Genomic DNA, 17,719 nt, shown 5'->3' with positions numbered 1-17,719 from the left:
CGCACAACCGAGGCCAGACGCACCTGTTGCGTCTGGCCTCGATTGTGTCTGGCCTCGGTTGCGTCTGGCCTGTGGAGTCCTGGCAGCTACCCCTTGGTCACTATGGCGAACCCGCCCGGTTTCACCGAAATCTGGGCGACACCGCTGATGGAGTGCACAGCCACAACGACACCACGCGAGTCGTAGCTGGTGAGAGTGCCAGCGCCGCCACCGGCGTTCACCGAGACCCGCTGCGTCACAGCGCTCGCTGAGTGCACGAGCTCGGTGCTCTGGCTCGGCCCGGCGAATTTCAGCCGGGAGAAGAGCGGCCGAACGATCAGTGCGTCGACCTTGACTGGCCCGGTCACCGCCGTGACAGACACCGTGGAGCTCTTGGACGGTGCCGCGATCGGCAGCGACTGCGGAAGCAGCGCACCGGGCACCGCGGTAACGCCCTGCGCGCCGACGCCATGCTTCAGCAGTCCGAGCGGGACGTAGCCGCTGCGCCACAGCGAACTCGCCTTTCCATTCGCCGCTGAGAAGACGACGGGAGCGATCAGTCGCGCTGAGGTCGAGGATCCGAGGGAGAACGTCGCTGAGCGACCTCGCGCGAGTTCCAGGTATCCGCTCCCCGAGTATTGAGACTCACCGGTCCAGGTCGACTCGGGCGTGAGGACTTTGCCGGTCGTGGATGTCGCCGATTCGGCCTCGACGACGGTGGCTCCCTCTCGCGAGACAACGGTGGTCAGCCCGAGTGTGCGATCCCGGAGTTCGGGATTGGCATCGAGGGCGAGCATCGACAGCTGCCCGTGGATCGTCGACTCGGCTCCGCTGTTGCGGTTGACGGTCCCGTCTGCTGCGACGCCATCGAACGTCACACCGGTTGACGGGTCGTAGACGGCGGTACCCGACGCGTTGGTGCCGAAATACCAGCTGCCGACGAGCGAGGCGAGGTCGAGGAGGCCTGGCAGCCCGGCGGCCTCAGACACCGCCACAAGCGACTGCAGTCGTGAGTCGACGCCGTATGCGATCTGGGTACGGTCGACGGGAGCGGGATTCCAGCCGTTGTCCGGCCCGCCGGCGGTGAGAAGGATCGGATCGAACACCGCCGAATCGGTAATGGCCGGTTCGAGCAGCGCAGGTTCAGCCAGAACGACGGATGCCTCGGCGAGCGCCGCCGGCATCTGCGATCCCCAGGCGTGCCAGATCGAGCGCGACTCGGCCCACGGGAGCACAGCGCCGTACGGCCAGTTGCGAGCGTCGCCCGCGCCGAGCGCGGCGACGCCCTCCGCCAGCTTGCTGGTCGCGTCGCGCACCCGCTCATCACCCGGCGACGCACTGAGATACGCCGACAGCCCGAGAATTGCTTCGGCACTGGCATCCGCACCATTCGTGATCAGCGATGCGGGCAGCTTGACTCCGTCGACCGTGAGGTATTCGCCGTACCTCGAGAGCGTCTGTCGTTCGAGGGCGGCAACACCGAGCGTGAGACGGTCGGAGAGGAACTCGGCGAACTCAGGATCGCTCTCCTGGAAGGCCGCGAACCCCTCACCGAATGCCCAGAGCGATCGGGCAAGCCAGTAGCTTTCCCCCGAGTCGGATGGGTCGGGCAGTTCGACGGGCTCTGCGCTCGGGTTGAGCGTGCCGTCCGGCTGCATCCACAACACGACGTTTCCGGCATTCGGCCCGGATGCCGTCTGCAGGTATGCCGTCGACCTGAGCAACTCGTACGCGCTCTGCTTCGAGGACTCGTCGCCGAATTGTGTCCAGTGCCTGAGGTAGACGACCGCCGCTCGTGCAACATCGTCCGCGTTGAATGCGCCCTGTCCCCAGTACCCGGTGGCCGGGTCGAGCGGACCGCCGCCGACCCGCTCAAAAGTTCCGCCGCCGCGGGCATCAGCGTAGGTCCACGGCATGACGAGGGCTGGTTCCTCTGCCAGGCGCCACGTGGTGTGCTCGGCCGTGTCGGCTGGCGTCACGTCGTCGAGGAGAAAGTCGAGGTGAGAGAGGTTGCTCAGCTGCGGAGTGTCGGCCGTGGCCGGAGCGGCAAGCCCGATACTCCCCGCGAGCAGTACGACACTCGCGGCCACTGCCGCCAGCCGCCGTACCAGTGAGTTCGCCACAATCCCTCCAACGCCATCGTTGTATCGGATCAAATCCCGAGTCGCCGTCATCATACGCTCTCAAGCCGTGCGACGCCGATCTTTGTATCGGCCATCCCGTAGAACACGAACCGTGCGCCGTCGATCTCCTCGATCGCCGTCGGAAAAACAACATTCGGAACGATGCCGGAACGCTCATCATCGGTCTCGGCTTCGAGCAGCGGGACCGCGGTCCTCGCGGTCACCCGCCACGGTTCCTCCGCGTCGAGAATCATGCCGCCGGTTGCGTAGTTGACGTTCTGTTGCTGGTCGAACGCCCGCGCGAGCACTCCTGTCACACCGTGGTGCAGCACCAACCAGCCCTCAGGCACCCGCACCGGCGGTGGCCCTCCCCCGATCTTGAGCGCCTCGAACGCGAATTCCGGCGCTGCGAGCAGTCGATGACCGGCCCAGTGCGTGAGAGAACGGATGTCACGGGCAACGTCGTCCGCGTGCACGAAGCTGATCCAGATCGATTGCCGTTCATCCTCGACGCCCCGCGGCACCCGAATTCCCTGGCCGGGCCTGATCTCGTCGAGATCCCACATCGGTCGGTGGAGGACTGCAAAGCTCCGGATGCCGTCCGGCCCGGTGACCGCCTCGGGGAAGAACGCTGTGTCCTTGTTCGGAAACAGATTGAGGTCGGTGTCGAGCGCGTCGTCGTACTCGAAGTGCACTGGCCCGAGCCTGGTCCAGTCGCGGAGGTCACCAGACGTCGCGATCGCACTGCGCGGCCCGAGCGGACCGTACGCAACATAGGTCATCACGTGCAGGCCGAGTTCCTCGATCCAGGTGACGCGCGGGTCCTCGACGCCGGCGTTGCCAACGCCGCGCTCCCAGCCGCGCTCGGGCGCCAGCACGACGCCCTCCCGGTTCACGCCGACCGGGAGGCCGTTCTCGACCACGACCCGCGCAAGACCCACTCTGGAGATGTTGCCCCTCTCCACCATTCTGGGCAGGAGATACAGCTCTCCGTCCGGTCCTCGGCCGGACCCCGGATTGAGCACGCCCTCCGCCTCGAGGTCGTTCCCCAGCTCCGGAGTCATCACGACGCCGACCCGGGAGAGCGTGTATGGGAACGAACTCGACTCGGTTGGCATGGTCACCCTTTCACGCCCGACCCGATGTCGGTCGAGACGAAGTACCGCTGGAAAACGATGAAGAGAACAACCACGGGAGCCGCGAGCACGACAGCGCCGGCGAGCATCGCGCCGAAGGGATTCGACGTTGATGACGCGACGTTCGAGATGAAGTTCGCGAGCGACACAGCGAGTGGTTGCAGGCTCGCCTCCTTGGTGATGAGGAACGGCCAGAGGAACTCGTTCCACGGGCCGATGAAAGTCAGCAGAATGACGGTGAGCAGCGCAGGACGGACCAACGGAATCGCCACCTGCCAGAGCAGTCGGAACTCTCCGGCGCCGTCGATCCGCGCGGCATCGAACAGTTCTTTCGGAACCTGCAGGAAGTACTGGCGGAAGATGATCACCGCTGTCGAGTTGATCGCGAACGGGAGGATCATGCCGAGGTGGGTGTCACCGAGTCCGTAGTCCCTCGCGATCATCACATAGAGCGGAATCATGAGCAGCTGGAACGGTACGACCTGCACGAGAAGGGCCAGGGCAAAGATGACTCCGCGCCCGCGCCACTCGAGCACCGCAAGGGCGTAGCCGACGAGGAGACCGAACACGGTTGTGCCCAGCAGAACGCCGCCCGTAAAGATGCCTGAGTTGACGAGGCCGGAGAACAGGTTGATTCGCTCGTTGATGTTCGCGTAGTTCTCGACCGTGATGTTCCCTGGGGAGGGCAAGATGCCCCCGAGTGACGTGTCTGGCGCTGCCTGCAGTGAACCGATCACCATGTAGTAGAACGGGAACAGGAAGAGCACGGCGCCGATGGCGAGCACAATTCCGCGGAGGATCGACTGCCCGCGACTGAGCTGGCCTGGAATGCGATGTCTCTGAACCATCACTTGTCATCCCTTCCACCGGCGTAGCGGTACTGCAGCAGCGCGACCACGAGGACGAAAATCACCAGCACGACACCGATGGCCGCCGCGTAGCCCGGCTTTCCCTGCTGGATTCCCTGCTGGTACATGATGAGCACCGGGGATGCCGATGCTCCGTTGGGTCCACCGCCTCCGGTCAGGAGATACGGCTCGGTGAACAGGTTCGCCCCTGTCACCGTTGCGAGGAGGAGAACGAGCACCGTCGCCGATCTGACACCGGGGATGGTCACCGAGAAGAAGGATCGGACGGCCCCTGCCCCGTCGGTCGACGCGGATTCGTACAGTTCGTTCGGCACGTTCTGGAGTGCGGCGAGGTACAGCAGGATGTAGAAGCCAAGCTGCTTCCACGTGACAAACAACGCGATGGTCGGCATCGCCCAGTACGGGTTGATGAGCCAGGCCGGATCGGGCGCGAGCGGCCCGAGGAGTGTGGACACGAGCCCGTTTCCGTTGAAGAGGAACAGCCAGACTCCAACGACGGCGACACTCGCTGTGACGTAGGGAATGTAGTACGAGACGCGCAGGAACGCCCGGAAATGCACGACCTTGTTGAGCGCGGTGGCGAGCACGAGCGACAGCACAACGGTGAGCGGCACATTGATGATGAGGAAAATACCGACGTTGAGGAAGCTGCGCAGTACGCGTGGGTCGGTCAGCGCTGTGACATAGTTTTCGATTCCGGTGAACGGCCGGTCGACGACCGCGCCCGGTGCCGAGAAGAAGTAATCGTGCACCGAAATGTAGCCGGCAAAGATGAGCGGGTATGCGAAGACAAGCAGCACGAAGATCAGGTACGGCGCACTGAACAGCGCACCGAGCGGATGCTTGCCGAAGACGCGTTGCCGTACCGGTAGTTTTCGGGATGCCTTCCCTGACGTTCTCCGGGGGCTGCGAACCCCCGGAGAACGGCCGAGCGTATCGCTCGACATGGGTTAACCCTCACTCGCGAGGGCGTTGACCTTCTCGGCAGCATCATTGAGGGCATCTTCAAGGTCGCCATCACCCGAGATGACGGCCTTGGTGTATGCATCGCGGAAGTCCTGCAGCATCTCTACGGTGTTCGGACCAGCCGGGACTTCGATCGTTCGGCCGGCCTGGTCACCGAACATTGTGTATGCCGGGTTCGCCTCGAAGTAGTCAGCGTAGGTTTCAGGAAGGTCGGAGCGCATGGGCATCTGGCCCGTCAGCTCGAGCAGTTGCCCGTCCTGTTCCTCGCTCGTCGCGAACTTCAGCACCTCCCACGCCGTTGCCTGGTTCTCGCACGCCGAATAGAGGCCGACGTTCTTGGCGTCGCTGAAGGTGTAGGTCTCCTCGGCCGCGGTACCGTCCTGGGTCGGAACCGGGACGGCACCCCAGTTCACGTCTTCACCGTAAACGGCGATCGCCCACGGTCCGACGATCGCCATGGCCGACTGGCCGCTGGCGAAGGCATCCCCCTGGATCTGCTCTTTGCCCGCGAGACCCTCGTCGTAGATGGTCTTCCAGAAGGTGGCGACGTCGAGCCCCTCCTCGCTGTCGAAAGTCGCCTCGCCGTCTTCGACCAGGCCGGTCCCGCCGGTCTCGGCGGCGTACAGCGGCATGAAGTCGAACTGAGCCTGGAAGAACTCGCTCGTCGGCGCCGGGTGGATCGCAAACGGTGCCGCCCCCGATTGGACGAGCGTCCTCGACGTGGCGAGGAAATCGTCGTACGTCGACAGGGCCGGGTTCTCCGGGTCGAGTCCAGCCGCGGCAAACATGTCCTTGTTGTAGAAGATCATCACGGGGTTCGACTTCCACGGCATCTGGAAGTACCCGCCGTCGGGTGAGACGTACTGCTCGGCAGCGTCGCCCGACCGTTCTTCGACATAGGAAGCGCCATCGTCAAATGACGCCAGGTCGACGAGGCCTCCCTGCTTCTGGAACTGGCCGACCGCAGACGGAGCAGTGTTGAAGACGAGGCACGGCGCAGTCCCTGCCGTGATGGCGGCGCCAATGACCTCCTCGCTCGACTTTCCAGCGGGGATCTCCTGGCCCTTGATCTGCTCATCGGGGTGGTCGGCGTTCCAGGCCTCGACCATGGCTTTTCCCCAGGCCACTTCCTGCTCGTTGTTGGAATACCAGATGGTGATGTCGCCCGTTGAGGTGAGGGCATCGGAATTGCCCGCGCCGCCAGCGGAGCAGGCGGTGAGCGCGAAGATGGTGACCGCAACTGTGGCGGTTGCCGTGGTGAGAGTGCGTCGGTGCACGGGAGTTCTCCTTATCTGTGTGCGGCGACAGCGCCGCGAGGTGCGGGGGGTGGTGCTGTGGATTCCCGGACCAGGAGTCGGGCGGGAGGGAGCGCCACGTTGGACGCGGTTCCCGTCGTGATCCGATCGAGAAGTGTTCTGGCCGCTACCCGGCCCCATTCGACCGGGTCGCTCGTGATCGTCGTGAGCGCCGGGAAGACGTACCCCGAAATATCGGTGCCGTCGAACCCTGTGATCGACAGGTCATGGGGAACGCTGAGACCGCGCTGCTGCGCCACCCCCAGTCCGGCGATCGCCATGGGATCGTTGGCGTAGACGATGGCCGTCGGTGGGTGGGGTCCGTCGAGAAGGCGACGCGTCGCATCCGCCCCGTGAGCCACCGAGAAGTTCGTCTCAACGACGAGCGATGCGTCGAGACCGGCGCTGCGCATGGCATCCGCGAACGACACGCGACGCCTGCTGCCGTGGATCATCGCGGGGTCGCCGGCCACGTGGCCGATGCGGGTGTGCCCGAGTGAGACCAGGTGCCTGACGGCGGACTGGATTCCCGAGGTGTCGTCGAGTTCGACGAACGGGAACTGCACGTCTCGTGCCGGGTGCCCGAGTGCAACGGCGGGCAGACCCAGCTCGTCCAGGAGTGCGAACCGCTTGTCGTCGTGGCGGAGATCCGTGAGAAACACCCCGTCGACGCGGTTGTCCGCGGCGAGGGTGCGGTAGGTGGTCAGCTCGGCGCCCTCATCGGGAACCACGCTGAGCACAAGCGCCCTGCCCTCTTCGGAAAGCACTGATTCGACACCGGCGATGAAGGACGGGAAGAAGGGATCTGCGCTGATCACCTCGGCCGCGCGACGGATGACGAGGCCGAGGGCGAAGGAGGTGCGGGTGGAGAGCGACCGCGCGGTGACGCTGGGACGCCAGCCCAGGTCGTCAGCCACGGCGAGGATGCGATCGCGGGTGCCTGGAGCGACGCCAGGCCTGTCGTTGAGGGCGAACGAGACGAGGCCCTTGCTGACTCCGGCCGCGCTGGCCACGTCAGAGATGGTGGGCTTTCGAGCGCTCATCGTGCCTCCGCGGTGAGGTTACGACCGGGGCAGACGAGGCGAATTCACTGACTGAACCGGTTTAGAACGATCACGGTAGACCCGATTCTGGCCCCCGTCAAGGGACCGGCGGGCGAGGCCACCAGAGCAGCGCGATACGATCGAGCGCTCTGCTCTGGGTGGACCCGTCACAAACCGGCGCTGAAGCGGCTACCAGGTGGAGTCCCCACGGATCACTGCGTCGGAACCGCCGTCGATGAAGATGACCTGCCCGCAGAGGTGACCGTTCTCCTCGCTTGACAGCCAGGCGAGGAGTTGGGCGACGGACTCGGGTCCGAAGAACCCGTTGAGCGGCATCGGAACCATCCCGGCCAGTTGGGTGCGGGCTTCCTCGGTGCCTGTCAGGGATGCGGTCATCGGCGTGAGGACGACCCCGGGTGCAACAGCGTTGAGCGGAATGCTTGCGCCCGCCCAGTCCGCCGCTGGCGCCTGACGGCGGACCCAGCGGGAGAGCGCCTGCTTGCTCGAGCCGTAGATGAGGCTTCCCTGCTCCGGCGACCCCGCAGCCAGCTCGGCCGCCCGAGCGAGCGCTGCCTCCTCGTTCCCGTCGAGGAACGCGTCAAGCAATGCGTCGTCGTGTGGCATGAGTGACGCCATGGAGGTCACGGCCACCGCGCGCGGAGAATCCGACTTCGCGAGCAACGGCCGAAGCCCCTCGAGCGTGGCGACAGCGCCGAAGTAATTGACCGCGGCGGTCGCGACGGTAGGAGACGAGAGCCCGGCCACGGCGAGAACCGCGTCGATCCTGCCGTCGCTCAGTCGCTCGACCTCGGTCACGAGGGTCTCCCGGCCCTGAAGGGTCGTCAGGTCGACATTCACATCACTCCCGGCGATGTCAGCGCCGATGACCCGAGCACCCCTGGCCTCGAGCAACTCCTTCGTCGCCTTCCCGATTCCGCTTGCTGCTCCGGTGATGACATAGGTTCGTTCCACGAGGATCTCCATTGGTCGATTGAGCTGGATCCAGCTCTGCTCCGCCAGCATGGCAGGGTCGGGCGGCGAGGACAGCAACGTCGCCGGACGACTCCCTGTATTGGGGGGCTTCTAGGTCAGGAGCAGGGATGCAATCAGCAGCACGCCGACCGAACCAACCGTCGTGAGGAGCACGGTGTCTCGGGCGAGGATGACGCCGCGGGAATAGCGCTGCGCGTAGTTGAAGACGTTCTGGGCGGACGGCAACCCGGCAAGAACAACGACGGCGAACAGTTCGTGGCCGGTCATGCCGAAACCGAACCGCCCGACGAGCCATGCGGCCACGGGCATGATCGCGAGCTTGATCGTCGTCGCCAGCAGGACGTCCTTCCGGCCGGAACCCGGCTCGAGAACTCGCGTCCCCGACAGTGACATCCCGAAGCTGATGAGCATGATCGGCAGCGCCGCCGCACCGATGAGGCGGAACGGCTCGATCACCGGGTCAGGCAGTTCGACGCTGGTGAGCGAGACAACGAGCCCGAGAAGGGACCCGATGATGATGGGGTTGCGGAACGGCTGGGTGAGAATGCGGCCGACGGATGCCTTCCCTCCGGTTCCGACGTCAAGCAGGGTGAGCGCGACGGGCGTGAAGATCAACAGCTGAAGGAGCACGACGGGTGCCGAGTACGTGGCGTCACCGAGAACGTATACCGAAACGGGAATGCCGATGTTGTTGGCGTTGACGTAGCCGGCCGCAAGGGCACCGATCGTCGCCTCCGGCAGAGCCCGACGCCAGAGCAGGGCAGCAACAGCGATGAAAATCCCGAACGCCGAGACCGCGGCGAGGAGCGAGACGACGAGAAGAGGCGAGAAGAGGCGGCTCACCTCTGCCTCGGCAAGAACCGTGAACAACAGGCACGGTGAGAGCACAAAGAAGATTGCACGCGCCAGCACCGGTTGCCCGTGTGGGCCGAGCAGACTGGTGCGACCAACGACGTACCCAACGGCGATGATCACGCCGATCACGAGAAACCCCGTCAGGACCCCAGACATTCGTCCATTGTGTCAGCACCGGTGGCATCCGTTCGTCGCTGCCCACCACCTCTAGCCGCGGGCCATGCTCGTCGGTAGTGTCAGAGCATGCCCCACCTGGATGTGCCGGGAGCCCGGCTGTATTACGAGACCGACGGTCACGCGTCGGACGAGCCGTTGCTCCTGATCCACGCGGGAATAGCCACTCTTCGCATGTGGGACCCCATCGTCGACGCTCTCGCGTCAGACCACTACGTGATCCGATACGACGCGAGGGGCTTCGGCGCGACGACCTGCGGACCTGACCCCTATTCCGATCGCGACGACGCGAGGGCGTGTCTCAACCATCTTGGCGTCTTGCGGGCGACGGTCATCGGCGCATCGCGCGGCGGGCGCATCGGTCTCGATGTCGCTGTGGAGACTCCCGACCGGGTCGCCGGGATCGTCACCATTGGATCGGGTCCAAGCGGTTTCCCCGAGATCGAACTCACCGACGCCGAAGAGGAGCTCTGCACCCAGCTGGACCGGGCGTCGGAGGCGAACGACCATGCCAGGTTTGCCGACCTCGAGGTTCGCCTCTGGTCGATTGGTCCACTTCGGAACGAAGCGGACCTCGACCCGGATTTCGTTCGGACCGCTTATGAACTCAACCGGCTGAATCTCCGTCACCGGTCAGCCACGGTCGGCGCAGCGGCCGACCTGGAACCACCGGCGTACGACCGGGTGGTTGATCTCGACATTCCCGCCCTGGTCACCGTGGGTGAGTTCGATATCACCCCGGCTCTCATCCAGTTCGAGTACCTGGCCGAGACGATCCCGCACGCGAGCCGCCACATCTTCGCGAACTCGGCACACCTGCCGAGCGTCGAGCATCCGCGGCAGTTTCTCGAGGTGCTGAAACCGTGGCTGAGTGAGCACGGGTTGTGAACCATGGCGGCGGAACCCAGCTCTTCGGCGGTCTCTTCGACGGAGAACACGGTGCGCGAGCTGCTCACGGTCGCCCGCAACTGGGCCGACGCGATCGTCGCCAACGACGCGGCGCGGATTCGCGAGTTCGTGACGGAGGATTGGGCGATCGTCTCGGCGTCGGGGATCTCCCCCGGCTCACGCCTGCTCGACCTCGTCGCGTCCGGTGACCTGAGACACACGGCCATGACGACCGTCGGTGACACCCGGGTCAGCGTCTTCGGAGACACGGCGGTACTCACCGCTCGCATCACCAACACCGCCCTCTACCGCGGTGCGCGAACCGACGCAGACGAGTGGACCACCGACGTGTTCGTCCGTCGGGGCGACCGCTGGGTGTGCACGCTCACGCACCACACGGCGACCGCTCTGCTCGGCAGCGAGTGAGCCCTCAGGCCGGCTGGCCCGATCGTTTGACGACGTCGTATGCGGCGAGCGCGGCCTTCCTCGTGACCGCAAGGTCGACGATCGGCTCTGGATAGGCATCCGTTCCCCACTCCGGAACGTTCTGCCGGATGTACTCGCCGTGCGGATCGAACTTTTTCGCCTGCAGCTCAGGGTTGAAGATGCGGAAATACGGAGCGGCATCCGCCCCCGAACCGGCCACCCACTGCCAGTTGAACGCGTTGGCAGCCTGATCGGCGTCGACGAGGGTGTCCCAGAACCAGCGCTCACCCTCCCGCCAGTCGATGAGGAGGTTCTTGGTGAGAAACGACGCGACGACCATGCGGATGCGGTTATGCATGCTGCCGGTTCGCCAGAGTTCGCGCATTCCGGCGTCGACGATCGGGATGCCTGTTTCACCCCGCTGCCATGCCGATAGCGCGTCCGCGTCGAGCGGCGGCCAGGGAAATGCATCGAATTCGCGACGCCAGTTCGTCGTCGCGAGGTCCGGAGCGGCGAACAGCACGTGGTAGCAGAACTCCCGCCAGCCGAGCTCGGTAAGAAAACGGGAGGCACTCGCCGCCTCACGAGCCGGGGCGCCACGGCGAGCCAGATCGGCCTGGGCCCAGACCCGGTGCGGGCTGATCTCACCCCAGCGCAGGTGTGGGGACAGCCGCGAGGTGGCCTGCTGCGCCGGCAGGTCGCGTTCCTCGTCGTACGCGGCGAGGTTGTGAGCGAGAAACTCGTCGAGGAGTCGATGAGCGGATGCCTCACCCGGCTGCCACGCCTCCCTGAGACCGTTCGCCCAATCGGGGTGCGTTGGCTCGAGTTGCCATTCGTCCAGCAGGTCGGTGGGCACGTCTCCGTCCCAGCCCTCTACTGCCTCCGGCTCGTCGAGCGGCGCCCGCGGTGGCGGACTCGACAGACATGCCCGCCAGAACGGGGTGAAGACCGAGTACGGCGTCCCCGACCCCGTCGTGATCGTCCATGGCTCGAAGAGCAGCGAAGCGGCGAAACTGGCGACCTCGAGCCCGTCCTGCCGAAGTCCGGTTTTCAGCGCGGCATCCACGGCGCGTTCTGCAGCCCCGTAGCGACGGTTCCAGAACACCGCCCCGGCGCCGGTCTCCTGCACCAGGCGCGGAATCTCGATCCCCGCCGCCCCCTGTCGGAGCACGAGCCGCACGCCGAGGTCGGCGAGAGACGCCGACAGCGATTCGAGGCTCGAGTGCAGCCACCACCGCGCGGCCCCGCCGAGAGGACGAATCCCTGGCGACGATTCGTCGAGAAGGTAGACAGCAACGACGGGCCGACCTGAGTCGGCCGCGGCCCTGAGCGCCGGGTTGTCGTCGATCCGGAGGTCGTCGCGGAACCAGACGAGAGCGGGCGCTGTTACAGCCATTTGTTCTTCTTGAAGACGATGTAGAGCGCGACAGCCCCGCCGAACATGAGCAGCAGGGAGAAGGGATATCCCCACTCCCAGCCGAGCTCAGGCATGTACTCGAAGTTCATCCCGTAGATCGAGGCAACGAGCGATGGCGCGAAGAAGATCGCCGCCCAGCTGGAGATGCGCTTGACCTGCTCACTCTGCGCAAAGCTCGCCTCGTTCTGGCGTTGACCGACGAGAGCTGTGTTTACCATGAGTGCGTTCTGGAGGAGCGCGCGGAAAGCGTCTGCACGCTCGACCACCCTGAGCACGTGATCGTGAACGTCGCGGAGGTAACGCCGCAGTTCGACCGGAACGCCGTACTTGTCAGCTCCTTCGCCGAGCGCCTCGAAAATCCCGACGAGCGGCTGGGTGGCCCGCTGAAACTCGATCACCTCACGACTGAGCGCGTAGATCCGCTGGGATGACTCCTGCCCCTCGGTGAACAAAGCGTCCTGGATCTCGTCGATGTCATTCTCGAGGCCGGCGATGACCGGGGCGTACCCGTCGACGATCTCATCGATCACCGCGTACAGCACGGATTCGGGGCCCATTCCGAGCAGGGCGGGATCACCCTCGAGTCGCCTGCGGATGGCCGCGATGTCCGGTGTCTCCGCGTGGCGGATGGTAATCGCGAAGTCTGATCCAAGCACCACGTGCACCTCACCGAACTCGACGCGCTCGTCGGCATCGACGTATCGGGCAGCCTTGAAGACCGCAAACAGCGTGTCGCCGTATCGCTCGATCTTGGGTCTCTGGTGTCCGGACAGTGCGTCTTCGATCATCAGGTCGTGCAGGTCGAACTCGGCCGCGACCGACCGAATCTCTTCCTTATCCGGCCGGTACAGCCCGATCCACGCCATGCCGCCCTTCTCATGGAGAACCTCATAGGTCGCGTCGAGGCTTGGCGGGCTGGCCACCCGGTTGCCCCTGAGATACACGGCGTTGTCGACGACGACCATTTCCAGTTCCTTTGTTTCAGCCCGGTGGTGCAGCGGGTCTTGCGGCGGGGGTGGTGCGGCGAGTGTTACGGAGTGTTTCGGTGCACCTGCTCTCACCCGGCCCTTGTCAGTACCGTGAGATCACCCCGATTACTCGCTCTGAGGAGCAACCGTATGTCATCTTCCCAAGGGAACGCCGGTCCGCCCGGGGCCTTGCGCGCCGTGTCGGGGTCCGCAACGCGACCGGCAGCGGGGTCCGCGGTCGTCCGGTCGGATGCCGTGGGGTCGGATGCCGCATTCGGTGTATCGGTTCGGAGCATCCGTCGGGACTTTCCCGGCGAACGCGGCGCGACCCGTCGGGTCCTTCGCGACATCACCATCGACGTCAGTGCCGGCGAAGTTCTCGCCATTCTCGGCACGAGCGGCTGCGGAAAGTCGACCCTGCTCCGCCTCGCCGGCGGTCTCGACTCCGCAACAGCGGGATCGATCCTCATCGACGGTTCCCCCGTCACCCCGTTCGACGCCCGCACCGCGGTCGGATTTCAGGAGCCGCGGCTTTTGCCATGGCGGAGTGTCACCCAGAACGTCGCACTCGGCCTCCCACGAGGCACCCCGAAGGCCGAGGGCGATGCTCGCGTTGCGACCCTCATTGACCTCGTCGGCCTCGGTGCGTTCGCCAGCAACCGACCGCGCGAGATCTCCGGCGGAATGGCCCAGCGCGCGTCTCTCGCCCGAGCCCTCGCACGCAACCCCGGCGTCCTGCTGCTCGACGAACCGTTCGGTGCGCTCGACGCCCTGACCCGCCTGAAGATGCAGGACCTCCTGCTCGACGTGCACGCCGCGGCCCCGACGACAGTGCTCCTCGTCACGCACGACGTCGACGAGGCGCTTCAACTCGCCGACCGGATCATCCTGCTCGGCCGCGAAGACGGTCTCGAGGGGTCGACGATCATTCAGGAGATCGTCGTTCCCGGTCGGCGCCCGCGTGATCGCGGATCCGCCGAGCTCGCCGAACTGCGCGGTCGCCTCCTCGCCGGTCTCGGCATCGACCGCCACGGCGAGGCGCGCGGCGTCGAGAAAACCACGGCGATGCCCACCTTCCCGTACTGAGTACCGAATACCCCGCTCTCCCCCACAACTGCCCACAGCACGTAAAGCACCTCTTTCAGCAAAGGACGTCACCATGAACCGCAAGCGCTTCTCCCTCGCGACACTCGTCGCGGGTGCTGCCACCGCAGCGCTGCTCCTGACCGGCTGCGTCGCCGGCGAAGGCCAGGCAGCATCCCCTGCGAAAGAAGGCAGCGACTCGGCGACGGTGACAGAGGGCGGAACCCTCAACATTGACTTCGCGACCTATAACCCGCTTTCCCTCATCATCAAGGAGAAGGGCTGGCTCGAGGACGCCCTCGCCGACCAGGACGTCACGGTCAACTGGGTCCAGTCCGCCGGGTCAAACAAGGCCAACGAGGCGCTCAGGGCCAACGCGATCGACGTCGGGTCGACCGCAGGTTCGGCTGCACTGCTCGCGCGGTCGAACGGTTCACCGATCCAGGTCATCGGCCTCTTCTCCCAGCCCGAGTGGGCGGCCCTCGTCGTCGGGCCCGATTCGACGATCACGGATGTCGCCGAGCTCAAGGGTAAGAAGATCGCCGCGACCAAGGGCACCGACCCCTACTTCTTCCTGCTCCAGGCCCTCGAGGACGCCGGGCTCACCCCCGAGGACGTCACCATCGAGAACCTTCAGCATGCCGACGGCTGGGCCGCGCTGCAGAACGGCGCGGTCGACGCGTGGAGCGGACTCGACCCGATCATGGCCAACGCCGAAGAGGCGGGCGCCAAGCTCATCTACCGCAACGTCGACTTCAACACCTACGGCTTCCTCAACGCCACGGAGACCTTCATCGAGGAGAAGCCCGACCTCGCCCAGGCCGTCGTCAACGCCTATGAGCACGCTCGCGAATGGGCCGCGGAGAACGAGGAAGAAGCAGCCGAGATCCTCGCGGAGGTCGCAGGGCTCGACATCGCGGTTGCCACGAAGGTGATCGCCGAACGATCGAACCTCGACGTCGACCCGGTCCCGGGGGACGCACAGATCGACGTGCTTTCGATTGTCGGCCCCATCTTCGTCGAGACGGGTGACGTACCCAGCCAGGATGTGGTCGACGACGCACTCGACACCATCATCAACGACGAATTCATCACCAAGGCCGACCCCGACGCAATCGGCTAGCCCACCCGGGAGGGGTGCGGCATCCGTTCCCCTCCCGTCCCTTTCCGCAGGCTTCCCAGGCAGGACCGCTCATGAGCAACACCGACAAGCTCACCACCAGTGACGAGGTGCGTACCGGCGTTGCGTCATCTGCGGGTCTGTCCGGGCAGCCTGTTGCGGTGCGGGCCAGGCCCGCTGCTGCCGCTCGCACCGAGGCATCCGCTCGCCGTGAAGACTCTGCTCGCGGGCGGGTTCCGCTGACCCGCCGCACCTGGTTCGTGATCGTCGGTGGCTCGCTGCTGCCGCTTCTGGTGCTCGCGATCTGGCAGCTGGTGACGTCACTCGGCCTCGTCAGCGCCTCGCAACTGCCGTCGCCCGCGTCCGTCTGGCTCGCGGGCATTGACCTGTTGCAGCGCGGCCTGCTCGGCCAGTACGTCGCAATCTCCACCCAGCGGGTGCTCATCGGCTTCGCCATCGGCGCTCTACTTGGTCTCGTCCTCGGGGCATTCGTCGGACTGTCGCGGCTCGTTGACATCCTGATTGCGCCGACCCTCGGCGCAATCAGGGCTGTGCCGTCGCTCGCCTGGATTCCGCTGCTCATCCTCTGGCTGAAGATCGGCGAGGAGTCGAAGATCACGCTCATCGCGATCGGCGCGTTCTTCCCGGTCTACACGACCGTCTCTGCAGCGCTTCGTCACGTCGACCGGCAGCTCGTTGAAGCCGGTCGCGCGTTCGGTTACAACGGCGTTCGACTGTTCACCACGGTGCAGCTGCCCGCCGTTCTTCCCTCTGTGGTCTCGGGCCTGCGGCTCGCCCTCGCGCAGTCCTGGCTGTTCCTCGTCGCTGCCGAGTTGATCGCGTCGTCGATGGGCCTCGGCTTCCTGCTGACCGATTCGCAATACAACGGGCGGATCGACCGCATCCTGCTCGCCATCGTTCTGCTCGCTGTGCTGGGCAAGGTGACCGACTCCCTCGTTGGGCTCTTCGAACGCTGGGTCAACAGGCGCTGGAGCTAGCTTTCTTCGTTGTCGCGCGCCGTTGTGCCGCGCCGGTGTTGCCTGAGCTTTGTGGGCTCTTGTCACGGGCCAGTTGGGCTGGTGTGATTGATGCACCACGACTTTTCTGCGCTACCCGCGCTGTGAGTCGTTGCCCTGACCCGGGCGAACCGCATCACCCACAAGGAGATCCGACAATGACGTCATTTCACGCCGACGCGTCCTTCGACGCCCTGCATGCAGCAGCACTCGACCACGAGACAGTACTGATCACCCACGGAGTGCGATCCGGGCTCACGATCAGCGTCGCGGTCCACTCCACCCGGCTCGGCCCCGCACTAGGCGGCGCTCGCGTGTGGCACTATCCAACCTGGCGCGACGCCGTCGAGGATTCCCTCCGGCTCTCGGCGGGGATGACCCTCAAGAACGCCGCAGCGGGGCTAAATCGCGGCGGCGGCAAATCCGTCGTGTTCGTCCCGGACGGCGAGAGTCTCGATCCCGAACGCAAACGGCTCGCCATGCTCGACCTCGGCGATGCGGTCGAGAGCCTCGACGGGCGCTATCAAACGGCAGAGGATGTCGGCACGAACGCCGCCGATATGGCGATCGTCGCCGAGCGCACCAGCCATGTCTCGGGACTGCCCGCCGACCGCGGCGGGGTGGGTGAGCCCAGCGACGCCACGGCGCAGGGCGTGTACGCGAGCATCGTTGCCACCCTCGAGACGGTGACGGGCAGCCCGCTGCTCGCGGGCAGGCACGCGACGATCTCGGGACTCGGCCAGGTGGGCTCGCGACTCGCCCGCCGATTGAGCGACGAAGGCATGTCGCTCATCGTCACGGACGTGAACCCGGAACGGCGCGCGTTCGCCGAGGAGATTCATGCCAGCTGGATCGACCCGGGCGACGAGCACCTCTTCGAAACCGACGTGTTCGTGCCGTGCGGAGTCGGCGGCGCGCTGACGGCGAAGGTCATCTCCGAACTGCGCTGCGCGGCCGTCGTCGGCGCGGCGAACAACCAGCTCGCCGACCAGGGCGGTGCGGAACAACTCGCCGACCGCGGCATCCTCTGGGCACCCGACTTCATCGTCAACGCGGGTGGCGTGATCTACCTCGACATGGCCTCACGGCCCGGCGCGGATCTGACCGACATCCTCACCCGCGTCGACGGCATCGGCGGCACCCTTTCGGCGGTGTACCGGGATGCCGCCGCGCGGTCGGTAACGACGCTGGCGGCAGCGGAGAAGCTCGCGGCAGACCGGCTCGATGCCGCCGTGCCGTGGACAGCGGAGGGGCAGCTCCTGCAGTCGGTGTAGTTCCGCAGCCGGACCCCAGCGCCGGCCGGACACCCGGCGCCGGACCGGCTCGCGCAGTTAAGCTGCGCGCCCATCCCCGTCTGCGCAGCCAAAC

The 17,719-nt window shown here is 65.7% G+C and carries 16 protein-coding genes; 6 read left to right on the top strand and 10 right to left on the bottom strand.

What is annotated here, in order from left to right:
• Positions 1 to 86: 86 nt before the first annotated feature.
• From AC1C2M_RS14835 to AC1C2M_RS14800, 8 genes are all read right to left on the bottom strand, one after another.
• Complete coding sequence (locus tag AC1C2M_RS14835) at positions 87 to 2,102, bottom strand: hypothetical protein (protein WP_495437362.1); 2,016 nt, start codon at positions 2,100 to 2,102, stop codon at positions 87 to 89.
• A 50-nt stretch (positions 2,103 to 2,152) separates the two neighbouring features.
• Entirely contained in the window at positions 2,153 to 3,220 is a 1,068-nt protein-coding gene (locus AC1C2M_RS14830) for a glycoside hydrolase family 130 protein (protein WP_495437360.1), read from the bottom strand.
• A gap of 2 nt (positions 3,221 to 3,222) precedes the next feature.
• Positions 3,223 to 4,086 carry a carbohydrate ABC transporter permease gene (locus AC1C2M_RS14825; RefSeq protein ID WP_495437358.1) on the bottom strand — a complete coding sequence of 288 codons (864 nt, stop codon included), beginning with the start codon at positions 4,084 to 4,086 and terminating at the stop codon, positions 3,223 to 3,225.
• Entirely contained in the window at positions 4,086 to 5,054 is a 969-nt protein-coding gene (locus AC1C2M_RS14820) for a carbohydrate ABC transporter permease (RefSeq protein ID WP_495437357.1), read from the bottom strand. Before AC1C2M_RS14820 ends, AC1C2M_RS14825 begins: the two co-directional genes overlap by 1 nt.
• Before the next feature lie 3 nt (positions 5,055 to 5,057).
• Positions 5,058 to 6,350: an extracellular solute-binding protein gene (locus AC1C2M_RS14815; RefSeq protein WP_495437356.1), complete on the bottom strand. Its 1,293-nt coding sequence runs from the start codon at positions 6,348 to 6,350 to the stop codon at positions 5,058 to 5,060.
• A gap of 11 nt (positions 6,351 to 6,361) precedes the next feature.
• Positions 6,362 to 7,411 carry a LacI family DNA-binding transcriptional regulator gene (locus AC1C2M_RS14810; RefSeq protein WP_495437354.1) on the bottom strand — a complete coding sequence of 350 codons (1,050 nt, stop codon included), beginning with the start codon at positions 7,409 to 7,411 and terminating at the stop codon, positions 6,362 to 6,364.
• Positions 7,412 to 7,600: 189 nt separating this feature from the next.
• Complete coding sequence (locus AC1C2M_RS14805; protein ID WP_483406081.1) at positions 7,601 to 8,383, bottom strand: SDR family oxidoreductase; 783 nt, start codon at positions 8,381 to 8,383, stop codon at positions 7,601 to 7,603.
• Between the two features lie 111 nt (positions 8,384 to 8,494).
• Complete coding sequence (locus tag AC1C2M_RS14800; protein WP_495437353.1) at positions 8,495 to 9,415, bottom strand: AEC family transporter; 921 nt, start codon at positions 9,413 to 9,415, stop codon at positions 8,495 to 8,497.
• An 87-nt stretch (positions 9,416 to 9,502) separates the two neighbouring features.
• Between AC1C2M_RS14800 and AC1C2M_RS14795 the strand changes: the two genes are divergently transcribed.
• Positions 9,503 to 10,321 (top strand): alpha/beta fold hydrolase, encoded by an 819-nt coding sequence (locus AC1C2M_RS14795; protein WP_495437351.1) that lies wholly within the window; start codon positions 9,503 to 9,505, stop codon positions 10,319 to 10,321.
• 51 nt (positions 10,322 to 10,372) lie between these two features.
• A complete protein-coding gene (locus tag AC1C2M_RS14790; RefSeq protein ID WP_495437349.1) occupies positions 10,373 to 10,747 on the top strand; it encodes a nuclear transport factor 2 family protein in 375 nt (124 codons plus the stop codon).
• A gap of 4 nt (positions 10,748 to 10,751) precedes the next feature.
• On the opposite strand, the gene AC1C2M_RS14785 is transcribed toward AC1C2M_RS14790, so the two are convergent.
• Positions 10,752 to 12,143 (bottom strand): cryptochrome/photolyase family protein, encoded by a 1,392-nt coding sequence (locus AC1C2M_RS14785; RefSeq protein ID WP_495437347.1) that lies wholly within the window; start codon positions 12,141 to 12,143, stop codon positions 10,752 to 10,754.
• Entirely contained in the window at positions 12,134 to 13,129 is a 996-nt protein-coding gene (locus AC1C2M_RS14780; RefSeq protein WP_483406086.1) for a magnesium and cobalt transport protein CorA, read from the bottom strand. The genes AC1C2M_RS14785 and AC1C2M_RS14780 overlap by 10 nt, the downstream gene beginning before the upstream one ends.
• Positions 13,130 to 13,282: 153 nt before the next feature.
• On the opposite strand from AC1C2M_RS14780, the gene AC1C2M_RS14775 reads away from it, so the two are divergent.
• The 4 genes from AC1C2M_RS14775 to AC1C2M_RS14760 all read left to right on the top strand — a co-directional run bounded on the left by AC1C2M_RS14775 (position 13,283) and on the right by AC1C2M_RS14760 (position 17,625).
• A complete protein-coding gene (locus AC1C2M_RS14775) occupies positions 13,283 to 14,218 on the top strand; it encodes an ABC transporter ATP-binding protein (protein ID WP_495437346.1) in 936 nt (311 codons plus the stop codon).
• Positions 14,219 to 14,291: 73 nt separating this feature from the next.
• Positions 14,292 to 15,338, top strand: a complete 1,047-nt coding sequence (locus tag AC1C2M_RS14770) for an aliphatic sulfonate ABC transporter substrate-binding protein (protein WP_495437344.1) — start codon at positions 14,292 to 14,294, stop codon at positions 15,336 to 15,338.
• A gap of 71 nt (positions 15,339 to 15,409) precedes the next feature.
• On the top strand, positions 15,410 to 16,333 hold the full coding sequence (locus AC1C2M_RS14765; RefSeq protein WP_495437342.1) for an ABC transporter permease: 924 nt from the start codon (positions 15,410 to 15,412) through the stop codon (positions 16,331 to 16,333).
• A gap of 176 nt (positions 16,334 to 16,509) precedes the next feature.
• Positions 16,510 to 17,625 carry a Glu/Leu/Phe/Val dehydrogenase family protein gene (locus tag AC1C2M_RS14760; RefSeq protein ID WP_495437340.1) on the top strand — a complete coding sequence of 372 codons (1,116 nt, stop codon included), beginning with the start codon at positions 16,510 to 16,512 and terminating at the stop codon, positions 17,623 to 17,625.
• Positions 17,626 to 17,719: the final 94 nt, after the last annotated feature.

This window comes from Mycetocola sp. Y444, assembly GCF_059445295.1.
The sequence above is the reverse complement of the archived record's forward strand: the minus strand, read 5'-3'. Positions and strand labels throughout refer to the sequence as shown.

Coding starts and splice junctions, on each gene's coding strand:
- AC1C2M_RS14830 (WP_495437360.1), bottom strand. CDS start 3,220: ATGCCAACCGAGTCGAGTTCGTTCCCATACACGCTCTCCCGGGTCGGC.
- AC1C2M_RS14825 (WP_495437358.1), bottom strand. CDS start 4,086: ATGGTTCAGAGACATCGCATTCCAGGCCAGCTCAGTCGCGGGCAGTCG.
- AC1C2M_RS14820 (WP_495437357.1), bottom strand. CDS start 5,054: ATGTCGAGCGATACGCTCGGCCGTTCTCCGGGGGTTCGCAGCCCCCGG.
- AC1C2M_RS14810 (WP_495437354.1), bottom strand. CDS start 7,411: ATGAGCGCTCGAAAGCCCACCATCTCTGACGTGGCCAGCGCGGCCGGA.
- AC1C2M_RS14800 (WP_495437353.1), bottom strand. CDS start 9,415: ATGTCTGGGGTCCTGACGGGGTTTCTCGTGATCGGCGTGATCATCGCC.
- AC1C2M_RS14795 (WP_495437351.1), top strand. CDS start 9,503: ATGCCCCACCTGGATGTGCCGGGAGCCCGGCTGTATTACGAGACCGAC.
- AC1C2M_RS14785 (WP_495437347.1), bottom strand. CDS start 12,143: ATGGCTGTAACAGCGCCCGCTCTCGTCTGGTTCCGCGACGACCTCCGG.
- AC1C2M_RS14780 (WP_483406086.1), bottom strand. CDS start 13,129: ATGGTCGTCGTCGACAACGCCGTGTATCTCAGGGGCAACCGGGTGGCC.
- AC1C2M_RS14775 (WP_495437346.1), top strand. CDS start 13,283: ATGTCATCTTCCCAAGGGAACGCCGGTCCGCCCGGGGCCTTGCGCGCC.
- AC1C2M_RS14770 (WP_495437344.1), top strand. CDS start 14,292: ATGAACCGCAAGCGCTTCTCCCTCGCGACACTCGTCGCGGGTGCTGCC.
- AC1C2M_RS14765 (WP_495437342.1), top strand. CDS start 15,410: ATGAGCAACACCGACAAGCTCACCACCAGTGACGAGGTGCGTACCGGC.
- AC1C2M_RS14760 (WP_495437340.1), top strand. CDS start 16,510: ATGACGTCATTTCACGCCGACGCGTCCTTCGACGCCCTGCATGCAGCA.